Source organism: Burkholderia sp. BC1 (genome assembly GCF_052683555.1).
Map to the genome: position 1 here is coordinate 124,042 of NZ_JBQYLP010000003.1, position 20,648 is coordinate 144,689.

At 68.5% G+C, this 20,648-nt stretch carries 19 protein-coding genes and 1 riboswitch; of the genes, 14 read left to right on the top strand and 5 right to left on the bottom strand.

Annotated elements, in window-relative coordinates; all coding sequences use genetic code 11:
* Positions 1–2: 2 nt before the first annotated feature.
* Entirely contained in the window at positions 3–689 is a 687-nt protein-coding gene (locus tag ACSHSS_RS02830; protein WP_445544551.1) for an HAD family hydrolase, read from the top strand.
* Between the two features lie 97 nt (positions 690–786).
* On the opposite strand, the gene ribB is transcribed toward ACSHSS_RS02830, so the two are convergent.
* The 3 genes from ribB to ACSHSS_RS02845 all read right to left on the bottom strand — a co-directional run bounded on the left by ribB (position 787) and on the right by ACSHSS_RS02845 (position 4,085).
* Entirely contained in the window at positions 787–1,497 is a 711-nt protein-coding gene (gene ribB / locus ACSHSS_RS02835) for a 3,4-dihydroxy-2-butanone-4-phosphate synthase (protein ID WP_105853763.1), read from the bottom strand.
* Positions 1,498–1,615: 118 nt separating this feature from the next.
* A riboswitch (FMN riboswitch) is annotated at positions 1,616–1,764 on the bottom strand.
* A 163-nt stretch (positions 1,765–1,927) separates the two neighbouring features.
* Entirely contained in the window at positions 1,928–2,611 is a 684-nt protein-coding gene (locus tag ACSHSS_RS02840; RefSeq protein ID WP_006412517.1) for a helix-turn-helix domain-containing protein, read from the bottom strand.
* A gap of 298 nt (positions 2,612–2,909) precedes the next feature.
* Positions 2,910–4,085: an MFS transporter gene (locus ACSHSS_RS02845; protein WP_006398343.1), complete on the bottom strand. Its 1,176-nt coding sequence runs from the start codon at positions 4,083–4,085 to the stop codon at positions 2,910–2,912.
* A gap of 142 nt (positions 4,086–4,227) precedes the next feature.
* Here ACSHSS_RS02845 and ACSHSS_RS02850 point away from each other — a divergent pair, with 142 nt between their 5' ends.
* The 8 genes from ACSHSS_RS02850 to lnt all read left to right on the top strand — a co-directional run bounded on the left by ACSHSS_RS02850 (position 4,228) and on the right by lnt (position 12,665).
* Complete coding sequence (locus tag ACSHSS_RS02850) at positions 4,228–5,160, top strand: LysR family transcriptional regulator (RefSeq protein ID WP_012212750.1); 933 nt, start codon at positions 4,228–4,230, stop codon at positions 5,158–5,160.
* A gap of 222 nt (positions 5,161–5,382) precedes the next feature.
* Positions 5,383–6,756, top strand: a complete 1,374-nt coding sequence (gene miaB / locus ACSHSS_RS02855) for a tRNA (N6-isopentenyl adenosine(37)-C2)-methylthiotransferase MiaB (protein ID WP_006406545.1) — start codon at positions 5,383–5,385, stop codon at positions 6,754–6,756.
* Between the two features lie 69 nt (positions 6,757–6,825).
* Complete coding sequence (locus tag ACSHSS_RS02860) at positions 6,826–7,872, top strand: PhoH family protein (protein WP_006398340.1); 1,047 nt, start codon at positions 6,826–6,828, stop codon at positions 7,870–7,872.
* Positions 7,873–8,027: 155 nt separating this feature from the next.
* The gene (ybeY, locus tag ACSHSS_RS02865; protein WP_012467705.1) at positions 8,028–8,804 is read left to right on the top strand and encodes an rRNA maturation RNase YbeY; all 777 of its coding nucleotides are present in this window, start codon (positions 8,028–8,030) and stop codon (positions 8,802–8,804) included.
* 12 nt (positions 8,805–8,816) lie between these two features.
* Complete coding sequence (locus tag ACSHSS_RS02870) at positions 8,817–9,449, top strand: gamma-glutamylcyclotransferase (protein WP_006398338.1); 633 nt, start codon at positions 8,817–8,819, stop codon at positions 9,447–9,449.
* Positions 9,440–9,715, top strand: coding sequence for a hypothetical protein (locus ACSHSS_RS02875; RefSeq protein WP_181146470.1), 276 nt, complete (start codon positions 9,440–9,442; stop codon positions 9,713–9,715). Before ACSHSS_RS02870 ends, ACSHSS_RS02875 begins: the two co-directional genes overlap by 10 nt.
* 342 nt (positions 9,716–10,057) lie before the next feature.
* Complete coding sequence (locus tag ACSHSS_RS02880; RefSeq protein ID WP_006398336.1) at positions 10,058–10,945, top strand: HlyC/CorC family transporter; 888 nt, start codon at positions 10,058–10,060, stop codon at positions 10,943–10,945.
* A 58-nt stretch (positions 10,946–11,003) separates the two neighbouring features.
* Positions 11,004–12,665, top strand: a complete 1,662-nt coding sequence (gene lnt, locus ACSHSS_RS02885) for an apolipoprotein N-acyltransferase (protein WP_445544552.1) — start codon at positions 11,004–11,006, stop codon at positions 12,663–12,665.
* A 52-nt stretch (positions 12,666–12,717) separates the two neighbouring features.
* On the opposite strand, the gene ACSHSS_RS02890 is transcribed toward lnt, so the two are convergent.
* Complete coding sequence (locus ACSHSS_RS02890; RefSeq protein ID WP_369714270.1) at positions 12,718–14,367, bottom strand: tetratricopeptide repeat protein; 1,650 nt, start codon at positions 14,365–14,367, stop codon at positions 12,718–12,720.
* 302 nt (positions 14,368–14,669) lie between these two features.
* On the opposite strand from ACSHSS_RS02890, the gene glyQ reads away from it, so the two are divergent.
* Genes glyQ through ACSHSS_RS02915 form a run of 5 tightly spaced genes read left to right on the top strand, consistent with a single transcriptional unit; the run spans position 14,670 to position 20,130 of the window.
* Positions 14,670–15,674 carry a glycine--tRNA ligase subunit alpha gene (glyQ, locus tag ACSHSS_RS02895; protein WP_445544553.1) on the top strand — a complete coding sequence of 335 codons (1,005 nt, stop codon included), beginning with the start codon at positions 14,670–14,672 and terminating at the stop codon, positions 15,672–15,674.
* 22 nt (positions 15,675–15,696) lie between these two features.
* The gene (gene glyS, locus ACSHSS_RS02900) at positions 15,697–17,796 is read left to right on the top strand and encodes a glycine--tRNA ligase subunit beta (protein WP_006398331.1); all 2,100 of its coding nucleotides are present in this window, start codon (positions 15,697–15,699) and stop codon (positions 17,794–17,796) included.
* 10 nt (positions 17,797–17,806) lie between these two features.
* Entirely contained in the window at positions 17,807–18,370 is a 564-nt protein-coding gene (gene gmhB, locus ACSHSS_RS02905) for a D-glycero-beta-D-manno-heptose 1,7-bisphosphate 7-phosphatase (RefSeq protein ID WP_006398330.1), read from the top strand.
* A gap of 43 nt (positions 18,371–18,413) precedes the next feature.
* On the top strand, positions 18,414–19,178 hold the full coding sequence (locus ACSHSS_RS02910) for a lysophospholipid acyltransferase family protein (protein ID WP_105798821.1): 765 nt from the start codon (positions 18,414–18,416) through the stop codon (positions 19,176–19,178).
* Positions 19,179–19,224: 46 nt separating this feature from the next.
* Positions 19,225–20,130: a M48 family metallopeptidase gene (locus ACSHSS_RS02915; RefSeq protein WP_006406552.1), complete on the top strand. Its 906-nt coding sequence runs from the start codon at positions 19,225–19,227 to the stop codon at positions 20,128–20,130.
* A gap of 92 nt (positions 20,131–20,222) precedes the next feature.
* Here the strand turns inward: ACSHSS_RS02915 and gloA are convergent, their stop codons facing one another.
* Positions 20,223–20,612, bottom strand: a complete 390-nt coding sequence (gloA, locus tag ACSHSS_RS02920) for a lactoylglutathione lyase (protein WP_006398327.1) — start codon at positions 20,610–20,612, stop codon at positions 20,223–20,225.
* Positions 20,613–20,648: the final 36 nt, after the last annotated feature.

Consider the following 20,648-nt stretch of genomic DNA (forward strand, 5'->3'; position numbering starts at 1 on the left):
TCATGCTCGATCACCTCATCTGCGACTGCGACGGCGTGCTCGTCGACAGCGAAGTCATTGCCGACCGCGTACTGCTCGACACGCTGTCCGCCACGGTTCCCCATCTCGATTTCGAAGCCGCCGCGAAGACCGCGTTCGGCCAGCAGACGTCGCGCTTCCTCGCCGGGCTCGAAGCGCGCTTCGCGATCCGGATGCCGGAGAACTTCCTCGAAACGATCGAGCACAACATCGAAGTCGCGCTCGCGCAATCGCTCGCGCCGATCGCGGGTGTCCGCGATGCGCTGCTGAAGGTCACGCTGCCGGCCGCCGTCGTGTCGAACAGCCGGCTCGCGCGCGTGCGCAATTCGCTGAAGCGCGCGTCGCTCACCGAGATCTTCGGCGATCGCGTGTTCAGCTCCGAACAGGTCGCACGGCCGAAACCCTATCCCGACGTGTATCTGTATGCGGCGCAGACGCTCGGCGTCGCGCCCGAGCGCTGCATCGTCGTCGAGGACAGCGTGTCGGGGCTGAATGCCGCACGTGCGGCCGGGATGAAGACGATCGCGTTCGTCGGCGCGAGCCACATCCCCGACAACTACGCGGACGTGCTGCGCGGCATGGGCATGACGCGGATCATGCGCGACATGCGCGAGCTGCCGGCGCTCGTGGAGGCCGGGATGCGCGGCGAATTCGGCGACGTGCAGTCCTGAACGGACGCGCGCCGGCCGGCGCCGGGGTTGGCCGGCCGCCGTCGGCGCAGGCACGCTGTTTCGATGGGCGCGCGCCGACGCGCGCGCCGTTCCCGCTTCAGGCCGGTTCGCAGCAGCGTTCGCGTGCGGCCGCGAGCGCCGACCGGAATTCGACGAGTTCCGCGATGGTCAGCATCGGCAATCCATGCTGCCTGGCGAAGCGCTCGACGTCGTCGCCGCGCGTCATCGTGCCGTCCGGATTCATCAGCTCGCAGAGCACGCCGGCCGGCTTCAGCCCCGCGAGGATCGCGAGGTCGACGGTCCCTTCGGTATGGCCGCGGCGCGCGAGCACGCCACCCGGTTGCGCGCGCAACGGAAAGACGTGGCCGGGGCGCACGATGTCGTGCGGCCTGGCGTCGTCGGCGATCGCGGCGCGGATCGTCGTCACGCGATCGGCGGCCGACACGCCCGTATGCACGCCTTCGCGCGCCTCGATCGATACGGTAAACGCCGTTCCGTTGCGGCTCTCGTTGGTCTGCACCATCGGCGGCAGCTCGAGCGCGCGCACCTTGTCGTCGGTCAGGCAGAGGCAGACGATCCCGCTGCATTCGCGGATCAGCAGCGCCATCGTTTCGGGCGTGATGCGCTCGGCCGCGACGATCAGATCGGCCTCGTTCTCGCGGTCGTGGTCGTCCTGCAGCACGACGGCGCGGCCTGCGCGCAACGCGTCGAGCGCAGCGGCGATGCGCGGCGGCACCGGTTCGGCATCGAGCAACGGGAGATCGGCAAAGGCGTCGGCCGGTGCCGACGAAAGGGACATCAAGGACATGTGAAACGCTCCTCGCAAATACGATTTGGGCGAAAAACGTTTCAGGGCATTGCAAACAGACAGAACGACAACCCGCTTCGCATGCGACGCGAAGCGGCCCTGACGGACGTGACTATCTGCACATCTTCTCTCATCCGGACTGTGACCGTCGGCTCTGGCATTCGACCAGATCTGCTGACCCCGCGCGGTTGCGCGGGCGCTCGCGGGCTCGTCGGCTGGCGCCGACCTACCGCCGGTGGGGAATTTCGCCCCGCCCTGAAGACGCACTGATTGCCGGCTGCGGCCCGCGATCGAACAAGGCGGGGCGGCCGGCGGGGCCAAGCATACAACAGCCGCGCGCACCGCGCAGCGAATCGCGGACAAAACCCTACCGACGACGACGTCTAACCGCGTCGCCCGATCGATCGAGCCTCGTTCCGCGCAACGACATTCAAACGGCAGCGTGCGCGGCGTCCGGCACGAGCCAGCGCGGCGGCACCTCGGGGCTCACCGTCACGCGGAAGGCGCGCGCATCGCTGTCGCCGGGATTGCGCAGGCTGTACGGCTGATCGGCGTCGAACACGATCGCGTCGCCGGTCGCGAGCAGCTGGCGCCGGTCGTGCACGACGACTTCGAGCGTCCCCTCGCTGACGACGAGGTTCACTATCGTGCCGGGCGCGCGACGCACGCCGGGCTCGGTATGCAGCGGCGCGATCCGCAGTTCGTGGAATTCGGCCGCAACGGGCTCGCCTTCCGGATAGAGCGCACGCGCCGAAAAGCGGCCGTTCGAGCTGACCACGCGCGACGCACGCTCGGCCGGCAGATGCTCGAAGCCGTTCACGGCGTGACGGCGCAGGAACGCGGCGACCGACACTTTCAGCGCGGCCGCGACTTTGCACAGCACCTTGATCGACGGCACGCTGCGCGCCGACTCGATTTGCGCGAGCATCGCGCGCGACACGCCGGACAGCCGCGCGAGCGCGTCGAGCGACAGTTGCCGCTCCGCGCGCAGCCGCGCGAGATTCACGCCGACGATCCGCTCGAGCGCGTCGAACGACGCGGACGTCTGCGCGTCGGCCGCCGCGCCGGACTCGAAGGAAGACACATCGCGCACGAGCGCCAGGGGTGAAGACATAACGTTGCCTCCGGGCCGCGGCGCGGCCCTGCGAATGGGTAAGCCGGAATCGACATGGCGCCCGTCAGGACGCGTATCGACACGCTATCACCGCGCTTCGCACGGCCAAACGAAGTTATCTTCACACCGTTATCAGCATCGCGGAGGAATGCGTTTCGGCGGCGTCGGTTTGCCTGCGAAACGGGCGCGAGGCGAGCGGGCCCCGCTTGGCCGGCCGCACCTCGCCGCCTGCACCTCGCCAACCGCACCTCGCCGGCCACACCTCGCCGGCCGCACCGCGCCACCTCCGCCGGCCGCCCTATTGCGCCGTTGCCGCGCAGTCGCGTGCCGGCCCGCGCGCGTCGAGCCGCATCGCGAGCCACGTGACGACGAGCGCCGAGAAGGTCACCGCGACGGCGACCCACGGCAGCGCATCGAGCGCGAGCCCGTGATCGAGCGCCAGCCCGCCGAGCCACGCGCCGCCCGCATTGCCGACGTTGAACGCGCCGATATTCAGCGTCGACGCGAGATGCGGCGCGCTCGCCGCCTTCTCGACGACGCGCGCCTGCAGCGGCGGCACCGTCGCGAACGCGGCGATTCCCCACACGAATACGGTGACGGCGGCCGCGACGGGCAGATGGCTCGTCTTCGCGAACACCGCCATCACGGCCATCAGCGCGACGAGGATCGCGATCAGCGACGGCATCAGCGCGCGATCGGCGAGCCGGCCGCCGAGCGTGTTGCCGACCGTGAGCCCCGCGCCGAACAGCACGAGGATCAGCGCGACCGCGCGCGGCGAATAGCCGGACACGCTCTCGAGGATCGGCGCGATATACGTGAACACGACGAACACGCCGCCGAAGCCGAGCACCGTCATCAGCAGCGCGAGCCACACCTGCGGCTCCTTCAGCACGCGCACTTCGTGGCCGAGCCCGACGGGCCCGCTATCGTGCCGGTTCGGCACGAGCGCCGCGATGCCGGCCAGCGACAGCACGCCGAGCGCGGCGACGATCCAGAACGACGCGCGCCAGCCGAGCAGCTGCCCGACGAACGTACCGAACGGCACGCCGAGCACGTTCGACAGCGTGAGGCCCGTGAACATCAGCGCGATCGCGCTGGCCCGCTTGTCGGCCGGCACGAGCGATGCGGCGACCACGGCGCCGATCCCGAAGAACGAGCCGTGCGCGAACGAGGTGACGACGCGCGCGACCATCAGCATCGCGTAGCCGGACGCGGTCGCGCACAGCACGTTGCCGACGATGAAGATCGCCATCAGCAGCTGCAGCGCGGCCTTGCGCGGCATGCGGCTCGTCAGCACGGCCAGCAGCGGCGCGCCGACCGCGACGCCGAGCGCGTAGCCCGTCACGAGCAGGCCCGCCGAGGGCAGCGACACGGCCAGATCGTGCGCGACTTCGGGCAGGAGGCCCATGATGATGAATTCGGTGGTGCCGATGGCAAAGGCGCTGATCGCGAGCGCCAGCAACGGAATGGGCATGAGGGTTCTCCGGTAAGGGGCGGACGCGGCACCGGGGCCGATGCCGCATCGCACAAGTTCGTGCGCGCATTGTCCCGAACGCGCCGATATTTGATAATTGGCGCGACGTTTGAACCATTTTCAAAAGATTCTGGAAAATCGCATGGATCGACTCGGCGACATCCGGCTGTTCGTGGAAGCGGCCGAACTCGGCAGCCTGTCGGCGGCCGGACGCAAGCTGAACCTGACGCCGGCGGCGGCCAGCGCGCGACTCGCGAAGCTCGAGGCGAAAATCGCGACGCGGCTGTTCGAGCGTTCGACGCGGCAGTTGCGGCTCACCGACGAAGGGCGGCTGTACCTCAACTGCTGCCGGCAGGCGCTGCAGGCGCTCGACGACGCCGACGCGATGCTGCAGGAGGGCCGCAACGTCGTCGGCGGCAAGGTGCGGCTGTCGTCGACGTCCGATTTCGGCCGCAACCAGTTGCTCGACTGGCTCGACGAATTCACCGCGCGGCATCCCGACGTCACGTTCTCGCTGACGGCGTCCGATTCGTCGTCGAATCTCTGGCAGGACGAGATCGACCTCGCGATCCGCTTCGCGGCGCCGCCCGACGGCGCGCTGATCGCGCGGCGGCTCGCCGCGAACCGGCGCGTGCTGTGCGCGGCGCCGTCGTTCATCGAACGCTATGGAACGCCCGTCGACCCGAACGATCTGGCCCGCTTTCCTTGCAACGTGATCACGATCGCATCCGGGCCGATGAACACCTGGCGCTTCACGCGCGGCGACGAGGTGCAGACCTACACGGTGCCGATGTCGAACGCGTTCGAGACCAACGACGGCGGCCTCACGCGCGAATGGACGCTGCGCGGGCACGGCATCGCGCTGAAGTCGCTGTGGGACATCGCCGACGACGTGCGCGCGGGCCGCCTGCGCGTGCTGCTGCCCGAGTGGCGCCATCAGGACGCGCCGCTGCACGCGATCTATCACAGCAAGCGCTACATGGCGCCGCGCGTGCGCGTGCTGCTCGACTTTCTCGCCGAGCGCTTTGCGCGCGAGGAAGCGGCGCTCGAGGATCTGCTGAACGCATGCCGGTGATGGCCCTGCGTGCGGATGCGCGAAGGGTCGGAACGCCAATCCGGGTGTCGCGCGGCCACCACCGGGCGGCCGCCTCGGCCCGCGCGAAAAGCTATAATGGAAGGCTTTCCCGACGGCTTTTCCTGCGCCCCGCGCGACCTGCGCAACGGGCGCCGCGACGCGCTGCCGTCCCGATTCACCTTTGACACGCCCCCAGGTCAACCACTGCGAACGGCGAACCCCATGACGAAGAAAGTTTACGTAAAGACCTTCGGCTGCCAGATGAACGAGTACGACTCGGACAAGATGGTGGACGTACTGAATGCGGCCGAAGGCCTCGAGAAGACCGACTCCCCGGAAGACGCGGACATCATCCTGTTCAACACCTGCTCGGTGCGCGAAAAGGCGCAGGAGAAGGTGTTCTCCGATCTCGGCCGCGTGCGCGAGCTGAAGGAAGCGAAGCCCGATCTGCTGATCGGCGTCGGCGGCTGCGTCGCGAGCCAGGAAGGCGCGTCGATCGTGTCGCGCGCGCCGTACGTCGACCTCGTGTTCGGCCCGCAAACGCTGCACCGCCTGCCGCAGATGATCGACGCACGCCGCACGAGCGGCCGCGCGCAGGTCGACATCACGTTCCCCGAAATCGAGAAGTTCGATCACCTGCCGCCCGCGCGCGTCGAAGGGCCGACCGCGTTCGTCTCGATCATGGAAGGCTGCTCGAAGTACTGCAGCTACTGCGTCGTGCCGTACACGCGCGGCGACGAAGTCTCGCGCCCGCTCGACGACGTGCTGACCGAAGTCGCGGGCCTCGCCGATCAGGGCGTGCGCGAAGTCACGCTGCTCGGCCAGAACGTGAACGCATATCGCGGCGCGCTGACGGCCGGCTCGTCGGAGGTCGCCGATTTCGCGACGCTGATCGAATACGTCGCCGACATTCCGGGCATCGAACGGATCCGCTACACCACGTCGCATCCGAAGGAATTCACGCAGCGGCTGATCGACACGTACGCGAAGGTGCCGAAGCTCGTGAACCATCTGCACCTGCCGGTGCAGCACGGCTCGGACCGCATCCTGATGGCGATGAAGCGCGGCTACACGGTGCTCGAATACAAGTCGGTGATCCGCAAGCTGCGCGCGATCCGTCCCGACCTGTCGCTGTCGACCGACCTGATCGTCGGCTTCCCCGGCGAAACGGAAGAGGATTTCGACAAGATGATGGCGCTCGTGCACGACATGCGCTACGACACGAGCTTCTCGTTCATCTACAGCCCGCGCCCCGGCACGCCGGCCGCGAACCTGCACGACGACACGCCGCGCGACGTGAAGCTCAAGCGGCTGCAGCTCGTGCAGGCGACGATCGAGGAAAACGTCGCGCGCATCAGCCAGTCGATGGTCGGCAAGGTCGAGCGTATCCTCGTCGAAGGTCCGTCGCGCAAGGATCCGAACGAACTCGCGGGCCGCACCGAGAACAACCGGGTCGTGAACTTCCCGGCGCCGCTCGCCGCGCATCCGCGCCTGATCGGCCAGATGATCGACGTGAAGATCAACCACGCGTATCCGCACTCGCTGCGCGGCGAACTCGTGCTCGTCAGCGACGACGCGAGCGCAGCCACGCACTAGGCCCGGTGCGCGGAAACGCATGCGTTTCCGCGCCGCCGGCCGCCAGCCCAACAGGAGCCCGACGCCACTTTGAAGCCCGCTCAAGCACTGGAATTCACCGCGCCGCGCGACGACAACGCGCGCCTCGCGAATCTCTGCGGCCCGCTCGACGAAAACCTGCGGCAGATCGAACAGGCGCTCGATGTCACGCTCGCGCGACGCGGGCACCGGATCGCGATCCGCGGGCGCGGCGCCAAGCTCGCACTCGCCGCGCTCGAAAACTTCTACAACCGCGCGCGCGATCCGCTGTCGGTCGACGACATCCAGCTCGCGCTCGTCGAAGTGCGCCACACGAGCGGCAACGGCCGCCAGGACACGCTCGACGTGCGCTTTCGCGGCGACCCCGATCATCCGTTCGACGAGCCGACCGTCCAGCTCGACGACGATGAGGCGCTCGAGGAGCCGGCGCCGAAGCTCTACACGCGGCGCGCCGATCTGCGCGGCCGCACGCCGGCGCAGCGCGAGTATCTGAAGCAGATCCTGTCGCACGACGTGACGTTCGGCATCGGGCCGGCCGGTACCGGCAAGACCTATCTCGCGGTCGCATGCGCGGTCGACGCGCTCGAGCGCGATCAGGTCAAGCGCATCGTGCTGACGCGCCCGGCCGTCGAGGCCGGCGAGCGGCTCGGCTTCCTGCCGGGCGATCTCGCGCAGAAGGTCGATCCGTATCTGCGCCCGCTGTACGACGCGCTGTACGACCTGCTCGGCTTCGACAAGACCGCGAAGATGTTCGAGCGCCAGATGATCGAGATCGCGCCGCTCGCGTACATGCGCGGCCGCACGCTGAACCATGCGTTCATCATCCTCGACGAAGCGCAGAACACGACGCCCGAGCAGATGAAGATGTTCCTCACGCGGATCGGCTTCGGCTCGAAGGCCGTCGTGACCGGCGACACGAGCCAGGTCGACCTGCCGCGCGGGCACAAGAGCGGCCTCGTCGAGGCGCAGCAGGTGCTTGGCGGCGTGCGCGGCATCGCGCTCACGCGCTTCACGAGCGCGGACGTCGTGCGCCACCCGCTCGTCGCGCGCATCGTCGAGGCGTACGACGACTTCCACGCGCAGCACAAGGACGCCTGACGAGGCGCGCCGAACGCGTCGAACGCGCGAAGCCCGACCGGACCCGGCCCGCTGGTGCGCGCCGGGTCTTTTTTCGTCGACGCAGGGGCCGCCGGAATTCGGGCGCAATCGACCGTTTGGTGTATCCTCATCGCGTTCCAATCGCCGTACGCGTCATGAAATCCACCCGTTCTCGCAAGTCGGGGCGCGCCGAGTCCGCCGCGTCCGAATCCACCCGCGTGTCGCTGTTCGATGCGAAGGGCAAGGCCCGCACCGTGAAGGCGCAGGGGCTGCGAATCGACTTTCCGGACGGCCGCAGCCTGATGTTCGACCTGTCGGGCAGCTCAGGCGACGCCGCCGTCGCGATCGTCGCGCAGCACAACGATCCGGCGATGCGCGCGAAGCTCGCGCTGCAGCCCGAGCATTACGACAGCCTCACGCTGCACGTCGGCGCCGAGCCGGCGCCGCGCGACGAAGACGACGATGGCGAGCAGCGCGAGCAGGAGCTCGACCTGTCGGTGCAATACGGCGACGAAATCACGAGCGAGGTGCGCAAGACGCTGCCGAAGCGCAAGCTGATCGCCGAATGGCTCGAGCCGGCGCTGTTCGCGAACGCGCAGATCACCGTGCGCTTCGTCGGCGAAACGGAAGGCCGCACGCTGAACGCCGGCTATCGCCACAAGGACTATCCGACCAACGTGCTGACGTTCGCCTACGATCCGGCGCCGGACGGCACCGTGATCGGCGATCTCGTGCTGTGCTGCCCCGTCGTCGAGAAGGAAGCGCGCGAGCAGGACAAGCCGCTCGCTGCCCACTACGCGCACCTGCTCGTGCACGGCGCGCTGCATGCGCAGGGCTACGATCACGAGACGAGCGACGAGGACGCCGCCGAGATGGAAGCGCTCGAAGTCGACATCCTCGCGAAACTGGGCTTTCCGAACCCGTACCGGTAATCCGGCCGAACGATGCAGAACGCCGCGACGCTCCCGCCCGCCTACCCGCCGTCGATCGGCGAAGGCCGTCTGCTGACGGAAGAGGAGCTTGCGGCATCGCTCGCGCAGACGATGCGCGACTGGGACGGCCGGCAGGATCTCTGGCTGTTCGGCTATGGCTCGCTGATCTGGAATCCCGGCCTGCCGACCGTCGCGGCCGTGCGCGCCAAGGTGCATGGCTATCATCGCGGGCTCTATCTGTGGTCGCGCGTGAACCGCGGCACGCCCGAGCGGCCGGGCCTCGTGCTCGCACTCGATCGCGGCGGCTCGTGCGCCGGCATCGCGTTCCGCCTCGCGGGCGCGACCGCGCAACCGCATCTCGAAACCCTGTGGAAACGCGAAATGCCGATGGGCTCGTACCGGCCCGCGTGGCTGCCGTGCTCGCTCGAAACCGGCGAACGCGTGACGGCGCTCGCGTTCGTGATGCGTCGCGACGCGCCGACGTACACGGGCAAGCTGCCCGATGCGGTCGTGAAGGAAGTGTTCGGCTGCGCGGCCGGCCGCTACGGCACCACGCTCGATTACGTGAGCCGCACCGTCGAAGCGCTGCGCGCGAGCGGCATTCCGGACCGCGCGCTCGAAAGCCTGCTCGCGCGATGCCGATGATGCGCCGCGCTGCCCGTCCCGCCTGTCCCGTCCCCACGGCCCGCACTGCCGCGCCGCTGCGCGCGGACGGCCGCCGTGCGGGGTCGACCGATGTTGCGGCCCTCAATTCGAGGCGAGTGCGCGCCGGTTTCGCTTTTCGTCTGCGCACGGTCGCGCTGATCGCCGCCGCCAGCGTCGCGCTGTCGGGCTGCGGCGTGTTCGGCTGCGGCGGCGCCGCGACCAACGGCGCGGCGCTCGGCGGCTGCTCGGCCGGCATGCGGTTCTGAACGGTGCGCGGCACGGCACCGCGCGCGCGTGCGGCGGAATGTCGCCGACGGGAGCCGATCGGCATCCGGCGCGGCACTTCGGCCGCCGCCCTGCGGCTTTGGCCGGCCTCTCCCGTTCCGCGGCCGCACGTCGCCGCATGGCGCCGCGGCTACGCGGGCGCACTTTTCTGAGATAGGATGGGAAGCAGGCCGACGCCCCGCCCGGCGCGGCCGTTTCCCGAGCGGGGCTGCGCGGCCGCGCGCATCGGCCGGACGGCCGGTGCGACACGGACGTGCCATCCCCTTGGTGTATCCTTGCCTACTCCGTGACAGCGCGCCCCGGCACGACCCGGGCGCACCACCATGAACGATTCGTATCCCAGTCGAAAGCCAACCGACAAACCGCAAGAAAAGCGCTCGCTGCTCGAGCGCCTGACCGACTTCATCTCGCCCGAGCCCGAATCCCGCGGCGAGCTGCTCGAAATCCTCCAGGACGCGCACGAACGCAACCTGATCGACGCCGATTCGCTGTCGATGATCGAAGGCGTATTCCAGGTATCCGACCTGTGCGCACGCGACATCATGGTGCCGCGCGCCCAGATGGACGCGATCAACATCGCCGACAAGCCCGAGGATTTCATCCCGTTCGTCCTCGAAAAGGCGCACTCGCGCTACCCCGTGTACGAGGAGAACCGCGACAACGTGATCGGCGTGCTGCTCGCGAAGGACCTGCTGCGCTTCTATGCGGAAGAGGAATTCGACGTGCGCGGGATGCTGCGCCCGGCCGTGTTCATTCCCGAATCGAAGCGCCTGAACGTGCTGCTGCACGACTTCCGCGTGAACCGCAACCACCTTGCGATCGTCGTCGACGAATACGGCGGCGTCGCGGGCCTGATCACGATCGAGGACGTGCTCGAGCAGATCGTCGGCGACATCGAGGACGAATACGACTTCGACGAGGAAGCCGGCAACATCATCTCGGGGCCGGACGGCCGCTACCGCGTGCGCGCGCTGACCGAGATCGAGCAGTTCAACGAGGTGTTCGGCACCGATTTCTCCGACGAGGAGGTCGACACGATCGGCGGGCTGATCACCCATCATTTCGGCCGCGTGCCGCACCGCGGCGAAAAGCTGCAGCTCGGCAACCTCGTATTCGAGATCCAGCGCGGCGACGCGCGCCAGATTCACGTGCTGCTGGTGCGCCGCAACCCGCTCGCGAGCCGCCGCGCCGAAACCTCGCACGAGGACTGATCCGACCGTCGCGCATCGGCCGCGCCCTTTCCAACCGCTTCGCCCACTTCCGCTTCACATGGACGACCCGATCCCGTCCCGCCCGGCTGGCGGCATTCCCGCGTCGGCGCCCGGCCGTGCGTTGCCGCGCTGGCACTATCCGGCCGCGCTGCTCGCCGGCGCGGCGAACACGCTGTGCTTCGCACCGACGCCGCACGGCGGCTGGCTGCAGCTCGTCGTCTTCGTGTGGTTCTTCGCGCAGCTCACGCGCACGGCGAGCTGGCGCAGCGCCGCGCTGACCGGCGGCGCGTTCGGCTTCGGCAACTTCATCAGCGGCATCTGGTGGCTCTACATCAGCATGCACGTGTACGGCGAGATGGCTGCGGCGCTCGCGGGCTGCGCGCTCGTGCTGTTCTCGCTGTATCTGTCGCTGTATCCGGCGTTCTCGGCCGGGTTGTGGTCGTTCTGCGCCGGTCATGCATGGCATCGCCGCGCGCCCGATCCGCGGCCGTTCTCGCCGAGCTGGCACGGCGCGTTCGCGTTCGCCGGCGCGTGGGCGCTCGGCGAGTGGCTGCGTGGCACCGTGTTTACCGGCTTCCCGTGGCTTGCGAGCGGCTATCCGCAGGTCGACGGGCCGTTCGCGGGCTTCGCGCCGGTCGTCGGCGTATACGGTATCGGCTGGGTGCTCGCGCTGTTCGCCGCGCTGATCGTGCAGGCGCTCGCGGCCGCGCGGCCGGCGCAGTCGCCGGCGGCCGGCGCCGCACCGCGCGCGCGCGTGCGGGTCGTCGCGCCGGCTGCCGTCGCGATCGCGCTGGTCGCGGTCGGCGTCGCGCTGTCGCAGGCGACGTGGACGGTACCGGCGAACGCGCCGCTCACCGTGCGGCTGCTGCAGGGCAACGTGAAGCAGGACATCAAGTTCGAGCAGGCCGGTATCGACGCGGCGATCAAGATGTATCAGCAGATGATCACCGAGAAGCCGGCCGACCTGATCGTCACGCCGGAGACCGCGATCGCGGTGATGATCCAGGAACTGCCCGAACCGTTCGCCGTCGCGATCCGCAAGTTCAGCGACACGACGGGCTCGGCGGTACTGTTCGGCGCGGTCGGCGCGTCGGTGACGGAGGACGGCCGCTACGTCGACTACACGAACAGCCTGTACGGCGTGACGCCGAATTCGCGCGACATCTATCACTACGACAAGCATCACCTCGTGCCTTTCGGCGAATTCATTCCGTGGGGCTTCCGCTGGTTCGTCGATCTGATGAAGATGCCGCTCGGCGATTTCGCGCGCGGCGCGCCGGTGCAGAAGCCGTTCCTCGTGCGCAATCAGCCCGTGATGGCCGACATCTGCTACGAGGACATCTTCGGCGAGGAAATCGCCGCGACGATCCGCGACAATCCGCAGCCGCCCGGCGTGCTCGTCAACGTGACGAATCTCGCCTGGTTCGGCGACACGATCGCGCTCGACCAGCATCTGCAGATCGCGCGGATGCGTGCGCTCGAAACGGGCCGGCCGATGCTGCGCGCGACCAATACGGGGATGACGGCCGCGATCGACGCGCACGGTCGTGTGCTCGGGCAGTTGAAGCCGTTCACGATCGGCTCGCTCGACGTGCGCATCGAAGGCACGAGCGGTTTCACGCCGTACGTGACGAGCGGCAACGTCACCGTGCTCGTGGTATCGCTCGTGCTGCTCGCGTTCGGCTTCACGTTCGGGCCCGGGTTGCGGCGACGCAAGTAGGCCGCAACGAAGCCGCGCAATCGGCCGACGCGTGGCGGCCCACGCGCAAGTGTCAGCGCGCGGGCGAGGTAGCGTGCCGCTGCGTCGCAGCCAGCTGTTGCAAGTCGCCCGCCACCGCGTCCATCACCGGTTGCCAGTCGCCGAACGTGCGCTGCCGATACAGCGTCGCAGTCGGATACCACGGACTGTCGCTGCGCTCGAGCAGCCACGGCCAATGCGGATTCACGTCGAGCAGCACCCAGGTCCGTGCGCCGAGCGCACCGGCCAGATGCGCAACCGACGTGCAAACGGTAATCACGAGATCCAGCGCGCCGATGAACGCGGCCGTGTCGTCGAAACTCTTCAGCTCGGACGTGCAGTCCTCGATCGCGAAACCGCTCGCGCGCGCGGCCGCGACGTCCGCATCCGCGCCCGGCTGCAGCGAATAGAACGCGACGCCGTCGATCCCGCGAAACGCATGCGCATATCGTTCGATGCCGACGCGCCGGAACGGATTGCGCTGATGCCCGGCACTGCCCGTCCACACGAGGCCGACTTTCAGCCGCTGCTCGCGCGCGAGGCGGGCGCGCCACGCACCGATGGCGCGCGCATCGGCCCGCAGGTACGGGACCGACGACGCGAGCGTGTCCTCTTCCATTCCGAGCATCAGCGGCAGTCCGATCAGCGGCACTTCGTAGTCGAACGCCGGCAGCGCCGCGATGTCGCCGCCCGCGCCGAATTCGTCGGCATGCGCGCCGAGGCTGCGCTGCAGCAGCGTGCCGAGCGGCGGGAAGGTATTCCACACGAGCCGGCCGCCCTCGCGGTGCACACGTTCGGCAAGCGGCGCGACGAAGCGGCAGAACTGCAGCACGTCGCCGAGGCCCTGCTCACCCCACAGCAACAGCGTCTTGTCCTTGAGCGGCTCACCCTGCCAGCGCGGGCCGGGCAGCGCCGGCCGCCGGCCGCGCAGTTCGCCCGCGCCGTCCCATCGCGCTTCGTGCCCGCGCCAGCCGGCCGCGTAATTGCCGCGCACGAGCTGGACGATCGCGAGGTTGAAACGGTACGACGGATCCTCGGGCGCCAGTTCACTGGCGCGCGCCGCGTAGCGCTCGGCGTCGTCCCAGCGCTGCGCCTCCTTCATCGCCATCGCGACGTTGTTCATCGCGAGCGCATTGTCCGGCGCCAGTTCGACGAGCCGTGCCGCGCAGACGAGCGCGCGGTCGAGATTGCGCATCGCGAGCTGCGCGACGACGAGATTGATCCACGCCTGCACGTCGCGCGCATCGGCGTGCACAGCCGCTTCGAGCAGCGCGATTTCTTCCGCGCGAGCGCCGCCCGACAGCCGCACCGCGATGGCGAGGTTGTTGCGCAGCGACGGCCAGTCGGGATCGAGCGCGAGCGCGGCGCGGTACGGCGCGACGGCGTCCGCATGGCGGCCCGCCATCTGCAGCGCATAGCCGTGATTGAAGTGCGCCGCGGCATCCGCGTGCACGCGCGCCGCGCATGCGGCCAGCGCGATCGCATCGCCGATGCGCTGCCGCGCGACGAGCGCCGACGTCAGTTGCGACAGCGCGGCCGCGTCGACCGGATGAAGGTGCGCCGCAGCGGCGAGCCACAGCGCGCGCGCGTCGTGCTCGCCGCGCGACTGCGCGTCGGCGGCCCGTTCGAGCAGGGCCGTCAGCGGCGGGAGCAGCGGAATCAGGAGGTCGTTCGAATCGTTCATGCAGTCGGAATCGGCAGTCGGATGCGCGATGCGCGCCCCGCAATACGCGCATCTTAACGTCCGCGCGGCACGACGCCGCGACTGCCGCGCAACGCACGCGTACGATCGCGAACGACGCGCGCCGTACCGCATGTACGGGCCGCCCGACCCGCTCGGGCAGCGTTCCGGCCGCATCTGCGCGCCGATCCGGTAAAATTGCGCGTTTCAGCACACTAACAAGCCGCGCCGCCGCGCGAGCCGCCCCTCCGGGCCCTGCCCGGAACGCCGCCCGCAACGGAGCGCCAGCGCCACGAAGGCTCTTCATGCTTACGTTTCAGCAAATCATCCTGACGCTGCAGTCCTACTGGGACCAGCAGGGTTGCGCTCTGCTCCAGCCCATCGACATGGAAGTCGGCGCGGGCACGTCGCACGTCCACACGTTCCTGCGCGCGGTCGGCCCCGAGCCGTGGCGCGCCGCTTACGTGCAGCCGTCGCGCCGCCCGAAGGACGGCCGCTACGGCGAGAATCCGAACCGGCTGCAGCACTACTACCAGTACCAGGTCGTGCTCAAGCCGGCGCCGGAGAACATCCTCGACCTGTACCTCGGCTCGCTGGAAGCGCTCGGCTTCGATCTGAAGCAGAACGACGTCCGCTTCGTCGAGGACGACTGGGAAAACCCGACGCTCGGCGCGTGGGGCCTCGGCTGGGAAGTGTGGCTGAACGGGATGGAAGTCACGCAGTTCACGTACTTCCAGCAGGTCGGCGGCCTCGACTGCAAGCCGGTGCTCGGCGAGATCACGTACGGCCTCGAGCGCCTCGCGATGTACCTGCAGAAGGTCGAGAACGTATACGACCTGATCTGGACCGAGTGGGAGGAACAGGGTCCGAACGGCCCCGAGATCCGCCGCCTTACGTACGGCGACGTCTATCACCAGAACGAAGTCGAGCAGTCGACGTACAACTTCGAGTACGCGAACGTCGATCTGCTGTTCACGTTCTTCAACAGCTACGAAGCGGAAGCGAAGCGGATGATCGAAGCGCAGCTCGCGCTGCCCGCGTACGAGCTCGTGCTGAAGGCCGGCCACACGTTCAACCTGCTCGATGCGCGCGGCGCGATCTCGGTCACCGAGCGTGCGGCGTACATCGGCCGCATCCGCGCGCTGTCGCGTCTCGTCGCGCAGGCGTACTACGACTCGCGCGAGAAGCTCGGCTTCCCGATGCTCGGCAACCCGCCGGGCGTGCCGGGCCTCACCACCGATGCCCAGGATGCCGCGCAGCCGGCGTGGGCGCCGCCGCTGAAGGTCGAACGCAAGATCGATCAGGACTGACGAGACGAGATTTCTTCACACCATGACGCACAATCATCCCGCCCCCCTCCTCGTCGAGCTGCTGACCGAAGAGCTGCCGCCGAAGGCCCTCGCGCGCCTCGGCGACGCATTTGCCGAAGGCCTCGCGCAACGCCTCGCCGCGCGCGATCTCGTCGAAGGCGAGCTCGTGTTCGAACGCTATGCGACGCCGCGCCGCCTCGCGGTCGTCGTGCAGAACGTGCGCGCGGTCGCACCGGACCGCCAGGTGCGCGAAAAGGTGCTGCCGGTATCGGTCGCACTCGACGCGCAAGGCAATCCGACCGCCCCGCTCGCGAAGAAGCTCGCGGCGCTCGGCCATCCGAACCTGACGATCGCCGAGCTCGAACGCGCGCAGGACGGCAAGGCCGAAGCGTTCTTCATCAACTATTCGGCCGCCGGCGCGACGCTCGCCGACGGGCTGCAGGCCGCGCTCGACGAGACGCTCGCGAAGCTGCCGATCCCGAAGGTCATGACCTATCAGCGCCCGGACGGCAGCGACGTGCAGTTCGTGCGTCCCGTGCATCGGCTGACGGTGCTGCACGACGATCGCGTCGTTCCCGTCACCGCGTTCGGCATCGACGCCGGCGACACGACGCTCGGCCATCGCTTCCTGTCCGACGGGCTCGTCGCGATCCGGCATGCGAGCGCGTACGCCGAGACGCTGCGCGACAAGGGCCGCGTGATCGCGCATTTCGGCGATCGCAAGGAAACGATCCGCACGCAGCTGAACGAGCATGCGAACGGCGACACGGTCGTGATGCCCGATGCGCTGCTCGATGAGGTGACGTCGCTCGTCGAATGGCCGGTCGTCTATCCGTGCCGCTTCGAGGACGAATTCCTGCAGGTGCCGCAGGAATGCCTGATCCTCACGATGCAGACGAACCAGAAGTATTTCGCGCTGACCGACATCGGCGGCAAGCTGCGCTCGCGCTTCCTGATCGTGTCGAACATCGAGACGAAGACGCCCGGCGAAATCGTCGAGGGCAACGAGCGCGTCGTGCGTCCGCGCCTCGCCGATGCGAAGTTCTTCTTCGAGCAGGACAAGAAGAAGCCGCTCGCCGCGCGCGTGCCGCTGCTCGCAAACGTCGTCTATCACAACAAGCTCGGCTCGGCGCTGGCGCGCGTCGAGCGCCTCGAAGCGCTGGCCGGCGAGATCGCGCCCGCGATCGGCGCCGACGTCGCGCATGCGAAGCGCGCCGCACGCCTCGCGAAGGCCGACCTGCTGACCGACATGGTCGGCGAGTTCCCGGAACTGCAGGGCACGATGGGCACGTATTACGCGCGCCACGACGGCGAGCCCGACGATGTCGCGCTCGCGTGCGCCGAGCACTACCAGCCGCGCTTCTCGGGCGACACGCTGCCGACCACGCCGGTGTCGACGGCCGTCGCGCTCGCGGACAAGCTCGAAACGATCGTCGGCATCTGGGGCATCGGCCTCGCGCCGACCGGCGAGAAGGATCCGTTCGCGCTGCGCCGCCACGCGCTCGGCGTGCTGCGCCTGCTGATCGAGAAGCAGCTGCCGCTCGATCTGGTGTCGCTGCTGCGCACCGCGTACGCGCGCTTCGAAGGCGTGCCGGGCGTCGCGGAATCGACCGACGCGATCGTCGCGTTCTTCATGGACCGCCTGCGCGGCCTGCTGCGCGAGCGCGGCTACTCGGCCGGCGAAGTCGACGCGGTGCTGAGCCTGAACCCGACGCGCCTCGACGATCTCGTCGCGCGCCTCGACGCGGTGCGCGAATTCACGCGTCTCGCGGAAGCCGAAGCGCTCGCGGCCGCGAACAAGCGGATCTCGAACATCCTGAAGAAATCGGAAGGCGGCGCGAACGGCGCCGTGCAGCCGACGCTGCTCGTCGAGGCGGCCGAGAAGGCGCTGCACGAACAGCTCGCGGCCGTGACGCCGCACGTGCAGTCGCAGCTCGAGGCACGCGCGTACACGGGCGCGCTGTCGGCGCTCGCCGCGCTGCGTGCGCCGGTCGATACGTTCTTCAACGACGTGATGGTCAACGCCGACGATCCGGCGCTGCGCGCGAACCGTCTGGCGCTGCTGTCCGCCCTGCATCAGCAGATGAACTGCGTCGCCGACATCTCGAAGCTCGCCGCATAAGGGCCGCACGATGCCGACCAGCCCCAACCGCAAGCTCGTCGTCCTCGATCGCGACGGCGTGATCAACGTCGATTCGGACGCGTTCATCAAGACGCCCGACGAGTGGATCGCGCTGCCCGGCGCGTTCGAGGCGATCGCACGGCTGAACCATGCCGGCTATCGCGTGGTCGTCGCGACCAACCAGTCCGGCATCGGCCGCGGGCTGTTCGACATGGCCGCGCTCAACGCGATGCATTTGAAGATGCATCGCGCGGCGGCCGCGGTCGGCGCGCGCATCGACGCGGTGTTCTTCTGCCCGCACACGTCCGAGGATCACTGCGAGTGCCGCAAGCCGAAGCCCGGCATGATGCAGATGATCGCCGAGCGTTTCGAGATCGATCCCGATCACACGCCCGTCGTCGGTGATACGCTGCGCGACCTGCTGGCCGGCGTCGCGGTCGGCTTCCAGCCGCACCTCGTGCTGACCGGCAAGGGCAAGAAGACGCTCGCCGCGGGCGGGCTGCCGCCGGGCACGAAGGTCCACGACGACCTGCGTGCGTTCGCGCTCGATTTCCTTTCACACGATTACGAGTGATGCGGCCGCCGCGCGCATCCTCCCCAACGCTACACTCACGCCGATGCGCTTCGTCCGTTCGCTGCTGCTGCTGATCTATTTCATCGTGTACACGGTGCCGTATGCGACCGCATGCTTCATCGCGTTTCCGTTCCTGCGCCCCGACGCGCGCTACTGGATGGCGGCCGGCTGGTGCAAGTCGACGCTCTGGGTCGTGCGCTGGCTGAACGGCATCCGCTACCGGATCGAAGGGTTGGAGAACCTGCCGGACGGTCCGGCCGTGCTGCTGTCCAAGCACCAGTCGGCGTGGGAGACGCTCGCGTTTCCGGCGCTGATGCCCAAGCCGCTTTGCTACGTGTTCAAGCGCGAGTTGCTGTACGTGCCGTTCTTCGGCTGGGCGCTCGGCATGCTGCACATGGTCCACATCAACCGCAAGGAAGGCAAACACGCGTTCGACTCGGTGATCCGGCAGGGCAAGAAGCGTCTCGCCGAAGGCGCGTGGGTGATCATGTTCCCCGAAGGCACGCGCACGCCGGTCGGCAAGCAGGGCAAGTACAAGACGGGCGGCGCGCGCTTCGCGATCGAAACCGGCACCGCCGTCGTGCCGATCGCGCACAATGCCGGTCATGTATGGCCGCGCAACTCGTTCACGAAGTATCCGGGCGTCGTCACGGTATCGATCGGCAAGCCGATCGACGTGACCGGCCTCACGCCCGACGTATTGAACTCGCGCGTCGAAGCGTGGATCGAAGCGGAAATGCGCCGCATCGATCCCGATGCCTATCGACAGGCGGGCAACGCCGACACGCGCGACGCGGCACGTGTCTGATTCGTCCGGACAGCCGCCGTTGCGTACGACAAAACGAAGCGAACTGATGAAGAAGCGTCCGCGGCCACGACCCGCCGTCGTGGCACTCGATCATCGCCAGCTCGACCTGCCGCTCTTCGACGGGCCGGCCGCTGCGCCTTCGGCACCCGTGTCGCCGCCGGCGCCGCCCGACGCTGCGCCCGCGTCGCCGATCGCCCCGCTCGCGCCGCCCGACACGGCGCCCGCGCCCGACCGCTCGCGCATCCGCACGCTCGCGCTCGACAGCCGCGTCCTCGAATACCGGCTGAAGCGTTCCGCACGGCGCACGATCGGCTTCACGATCGACGGCAGCGGCTTGTCGATCACCGCGCCGCGCTGGGTCACGCTCGCCGACATCGAGGCCGCGATCGCGGAGAAGCAGCGCTGGATTTTCGCGAAGCTCGCGGAATGGAAAACGCGCACCGAACAGCGCGCGCTGCCGCAGATCGACTGGCGCGACGGCGCGCAGCTGCCGTATCTCGGCAAGACGATCACGATCGCACTCGGTGCGGGCGCCGTCGCGTTCGACGCGCTCGCGCAGCGGCTGTCGCTGCCGCTGCCCGCGCAGGCCGACGCGCAGCAGATCAAGGATCGCGTGCAGGGCTGGCTGCAGGGCGAAGCGAAACGGATCTTCGTCGAACGCCTCGCGGTGTATGCGGAAAAGCTCGGCGTCACGTATTCGATGGTCGCGCTGTCGTCGGCCGCGACGCGCTGGGGCAGTTGCTCGAGCGACGGCAAGATCCGCCTGAACTGGCGGCTGATCCATTTCCCGATGTCGATCATCGACTACGTCGTCGCGCACGAGCTCTCGCATCTGCGCGAGATGAATCACAGCCCGGCATTCTGGCAGACGGTCGAATCGATCTTCCCCGAGTTCCGCGAAGCGCGGCATACGCTCAAGCATCACCCGCCGGAGTTGCTGCCGTCGCTGTGATGCGGCGCGGCGCGCGATGCAAAACGGGCGATGCAGGTCGCCCTGCACCGCCCGTTCGCGTGCCGCGACACGCGTCGCGGCCCGTCCGACGCTCAGTGCGTCTTCTTCTGGATGAACTCGATCTTGTAGCCGTCCGGATCCTCGACGAACGCGATCACGGTCGTGCCGTGCTTCATCGGGCCCGCTTCGCGCGTGACCTTGCCGCCTTGCGCCTTGATCTTCTCGCAGGCCGCGTATGCATCGTCGACTTCGATGGCCAGATGGCCGAAACCGTTGCCGAGATCGTAGGACGGCGTGTCCCAGTTGTGGGTCAGCTCGATCACGGTGCCGGTGCTTTCCGCTTCATAGCCGACGAACGCGAGCGTGAACTTGCCTTCCGGATAGTCCTCGCGACGCAGCAGCTTCATGCCGAGCAATTCGGTGTAGAACTTGATCGAACGGTCGAGATCGCCGACTCGCAGCATCGTGTGCAACAAACGCATGGGGTGTACTCCTGTGGGGACTTTCCTGAACCGGAA

Excerpts from the sequence above, each read along its gene's own strand:
- ACSHSS_RS02830 (WP_445544551.1), top strand. The coding sequence starts at position 3 with ATGCTCGATCACCTCATCTGCGACTGCGACGGCGTGCTCGTCGACAGC.
- ybeY (WP_012467705.1), top strand. The coding sequence starts at position 8,028 with ATGAAATCCACCCGTTCTCGCAAGTCGGGGCGCGCCGAGTCCGCCGCG.
- glyQ (WP_445544553.1), top strand. The coding sequence starts at position 14,670 with ATGCTTACGTTTCAGCAAATCATCCTGACGCTGCAGTCCTACTGGGAC.
- ACSHSS_RS02840 (WP_006412517.1), bottom strand. The coding sequence starts at position 2,611 with ATGTCTTCACCCCTGGCGCTCGTGCGCGATGTGTCTTCCTTCGAGTCC.
- ACSHSS_RS02910 (WP_105798821.1), top strand. The coding sequence starts at position 18,414 with ATGCGCTTCGTCCGTTCGCTGCTGCTGCTGATCTATTTCATCGTGTAC.
- ACSHSS_RS02915 (WP_006406552.1), top strand. The coding sequence starts at position 19,225 with ATGAAGAAGCGTCCGCGGCCACGACCCGCCGTCGTGGCACTCGATCAT.
- glyS (WP_006398331.1), top strand. The coding sequence starts at position 15,697 with ATGACGCACAATCATCCCGCCCCCCTCCTCGTCGAGCTGCTGACCGAA.
- ACSHSS_RS02850 (WP_012212750.1), top strand. The coding sequence starts at position 4,228 with ATGGATCGACTCGGCGACATCCGGCTGTTCGTGGAAGCGGCCGAACTC.
- ACSHSS_RS02880 (WP_006398336.1), top strand. The coding sequence starts at position 10,058 with ATGAACGATTCGTATCCCAGTCGAAAGCCAACCGACAAACCGCAAGAA.
- ACSHSS_RS02870 (WP_006398338.1), top strand. The coding sequence starts at position 8,817 with ATGCAGAACGCCGCGACGCTCCCGCCCGCCTACCCGCCGTCGATCGGC.
- lnt (WP_445544552.1), top strand. The coding sequence starts at position 11,004 with ATGGACGACCCGATCCCGTCCCGCCCGGCTGGCGGCATTCCCGCGTCG.
- gmhB (WP_006398330.1), top strand. The coding sequence starts at position 17,807 with ATGCCGACCAGCCCCAACCGCAAGCTCGTCGTCCTCGATCGCGACGGC.
- ACSHSS_RS02845 (WP_006398343.1), bottom strand. The coding sequence starts at position 4,085 with ATGCCCATTCCGTTGCTGGCGCTCGCGATCAGCGCCTTTGCCATCGGC.
- ACSHSS_RS02890 (WP_369714270.1), bottom strand. The coding sequence starts at position 14,367 with ATGAACGATTCGAACGACCTCCTGATTCCGCTGCTCCCGCCGCTGACG.
- gloA (WP_006398327.1), bottom strand. The coding sequence starts at position 20,612 with ATGCGTTTGTTGCACACGATGCTGCGAGTCGGCGATCTCGACCGTTCG.
- ACSHSS_RS02875 (WP_181146470.1), top strand. The coding sequence starts at position 9,440 with ATGCCGATGATGCGCCGCGCTGCCCGTCCCGCCTGTCCCGTCCCCACG.
- miaB (WP_006406545.1), top strand. The coding sequence starts at position 5,383 with ATGACGAAGAAAGTTTACGTAAAGACCTTCGGCTGCCAGATGAACGAG.
- ribB (WP_105853763.1), bottom strand. The coding sequence starts at position 1,497 with ATGTCCTTGATGTCCCTTTCGTCGGCACCGGCCGACGCCTTTGCCGAT.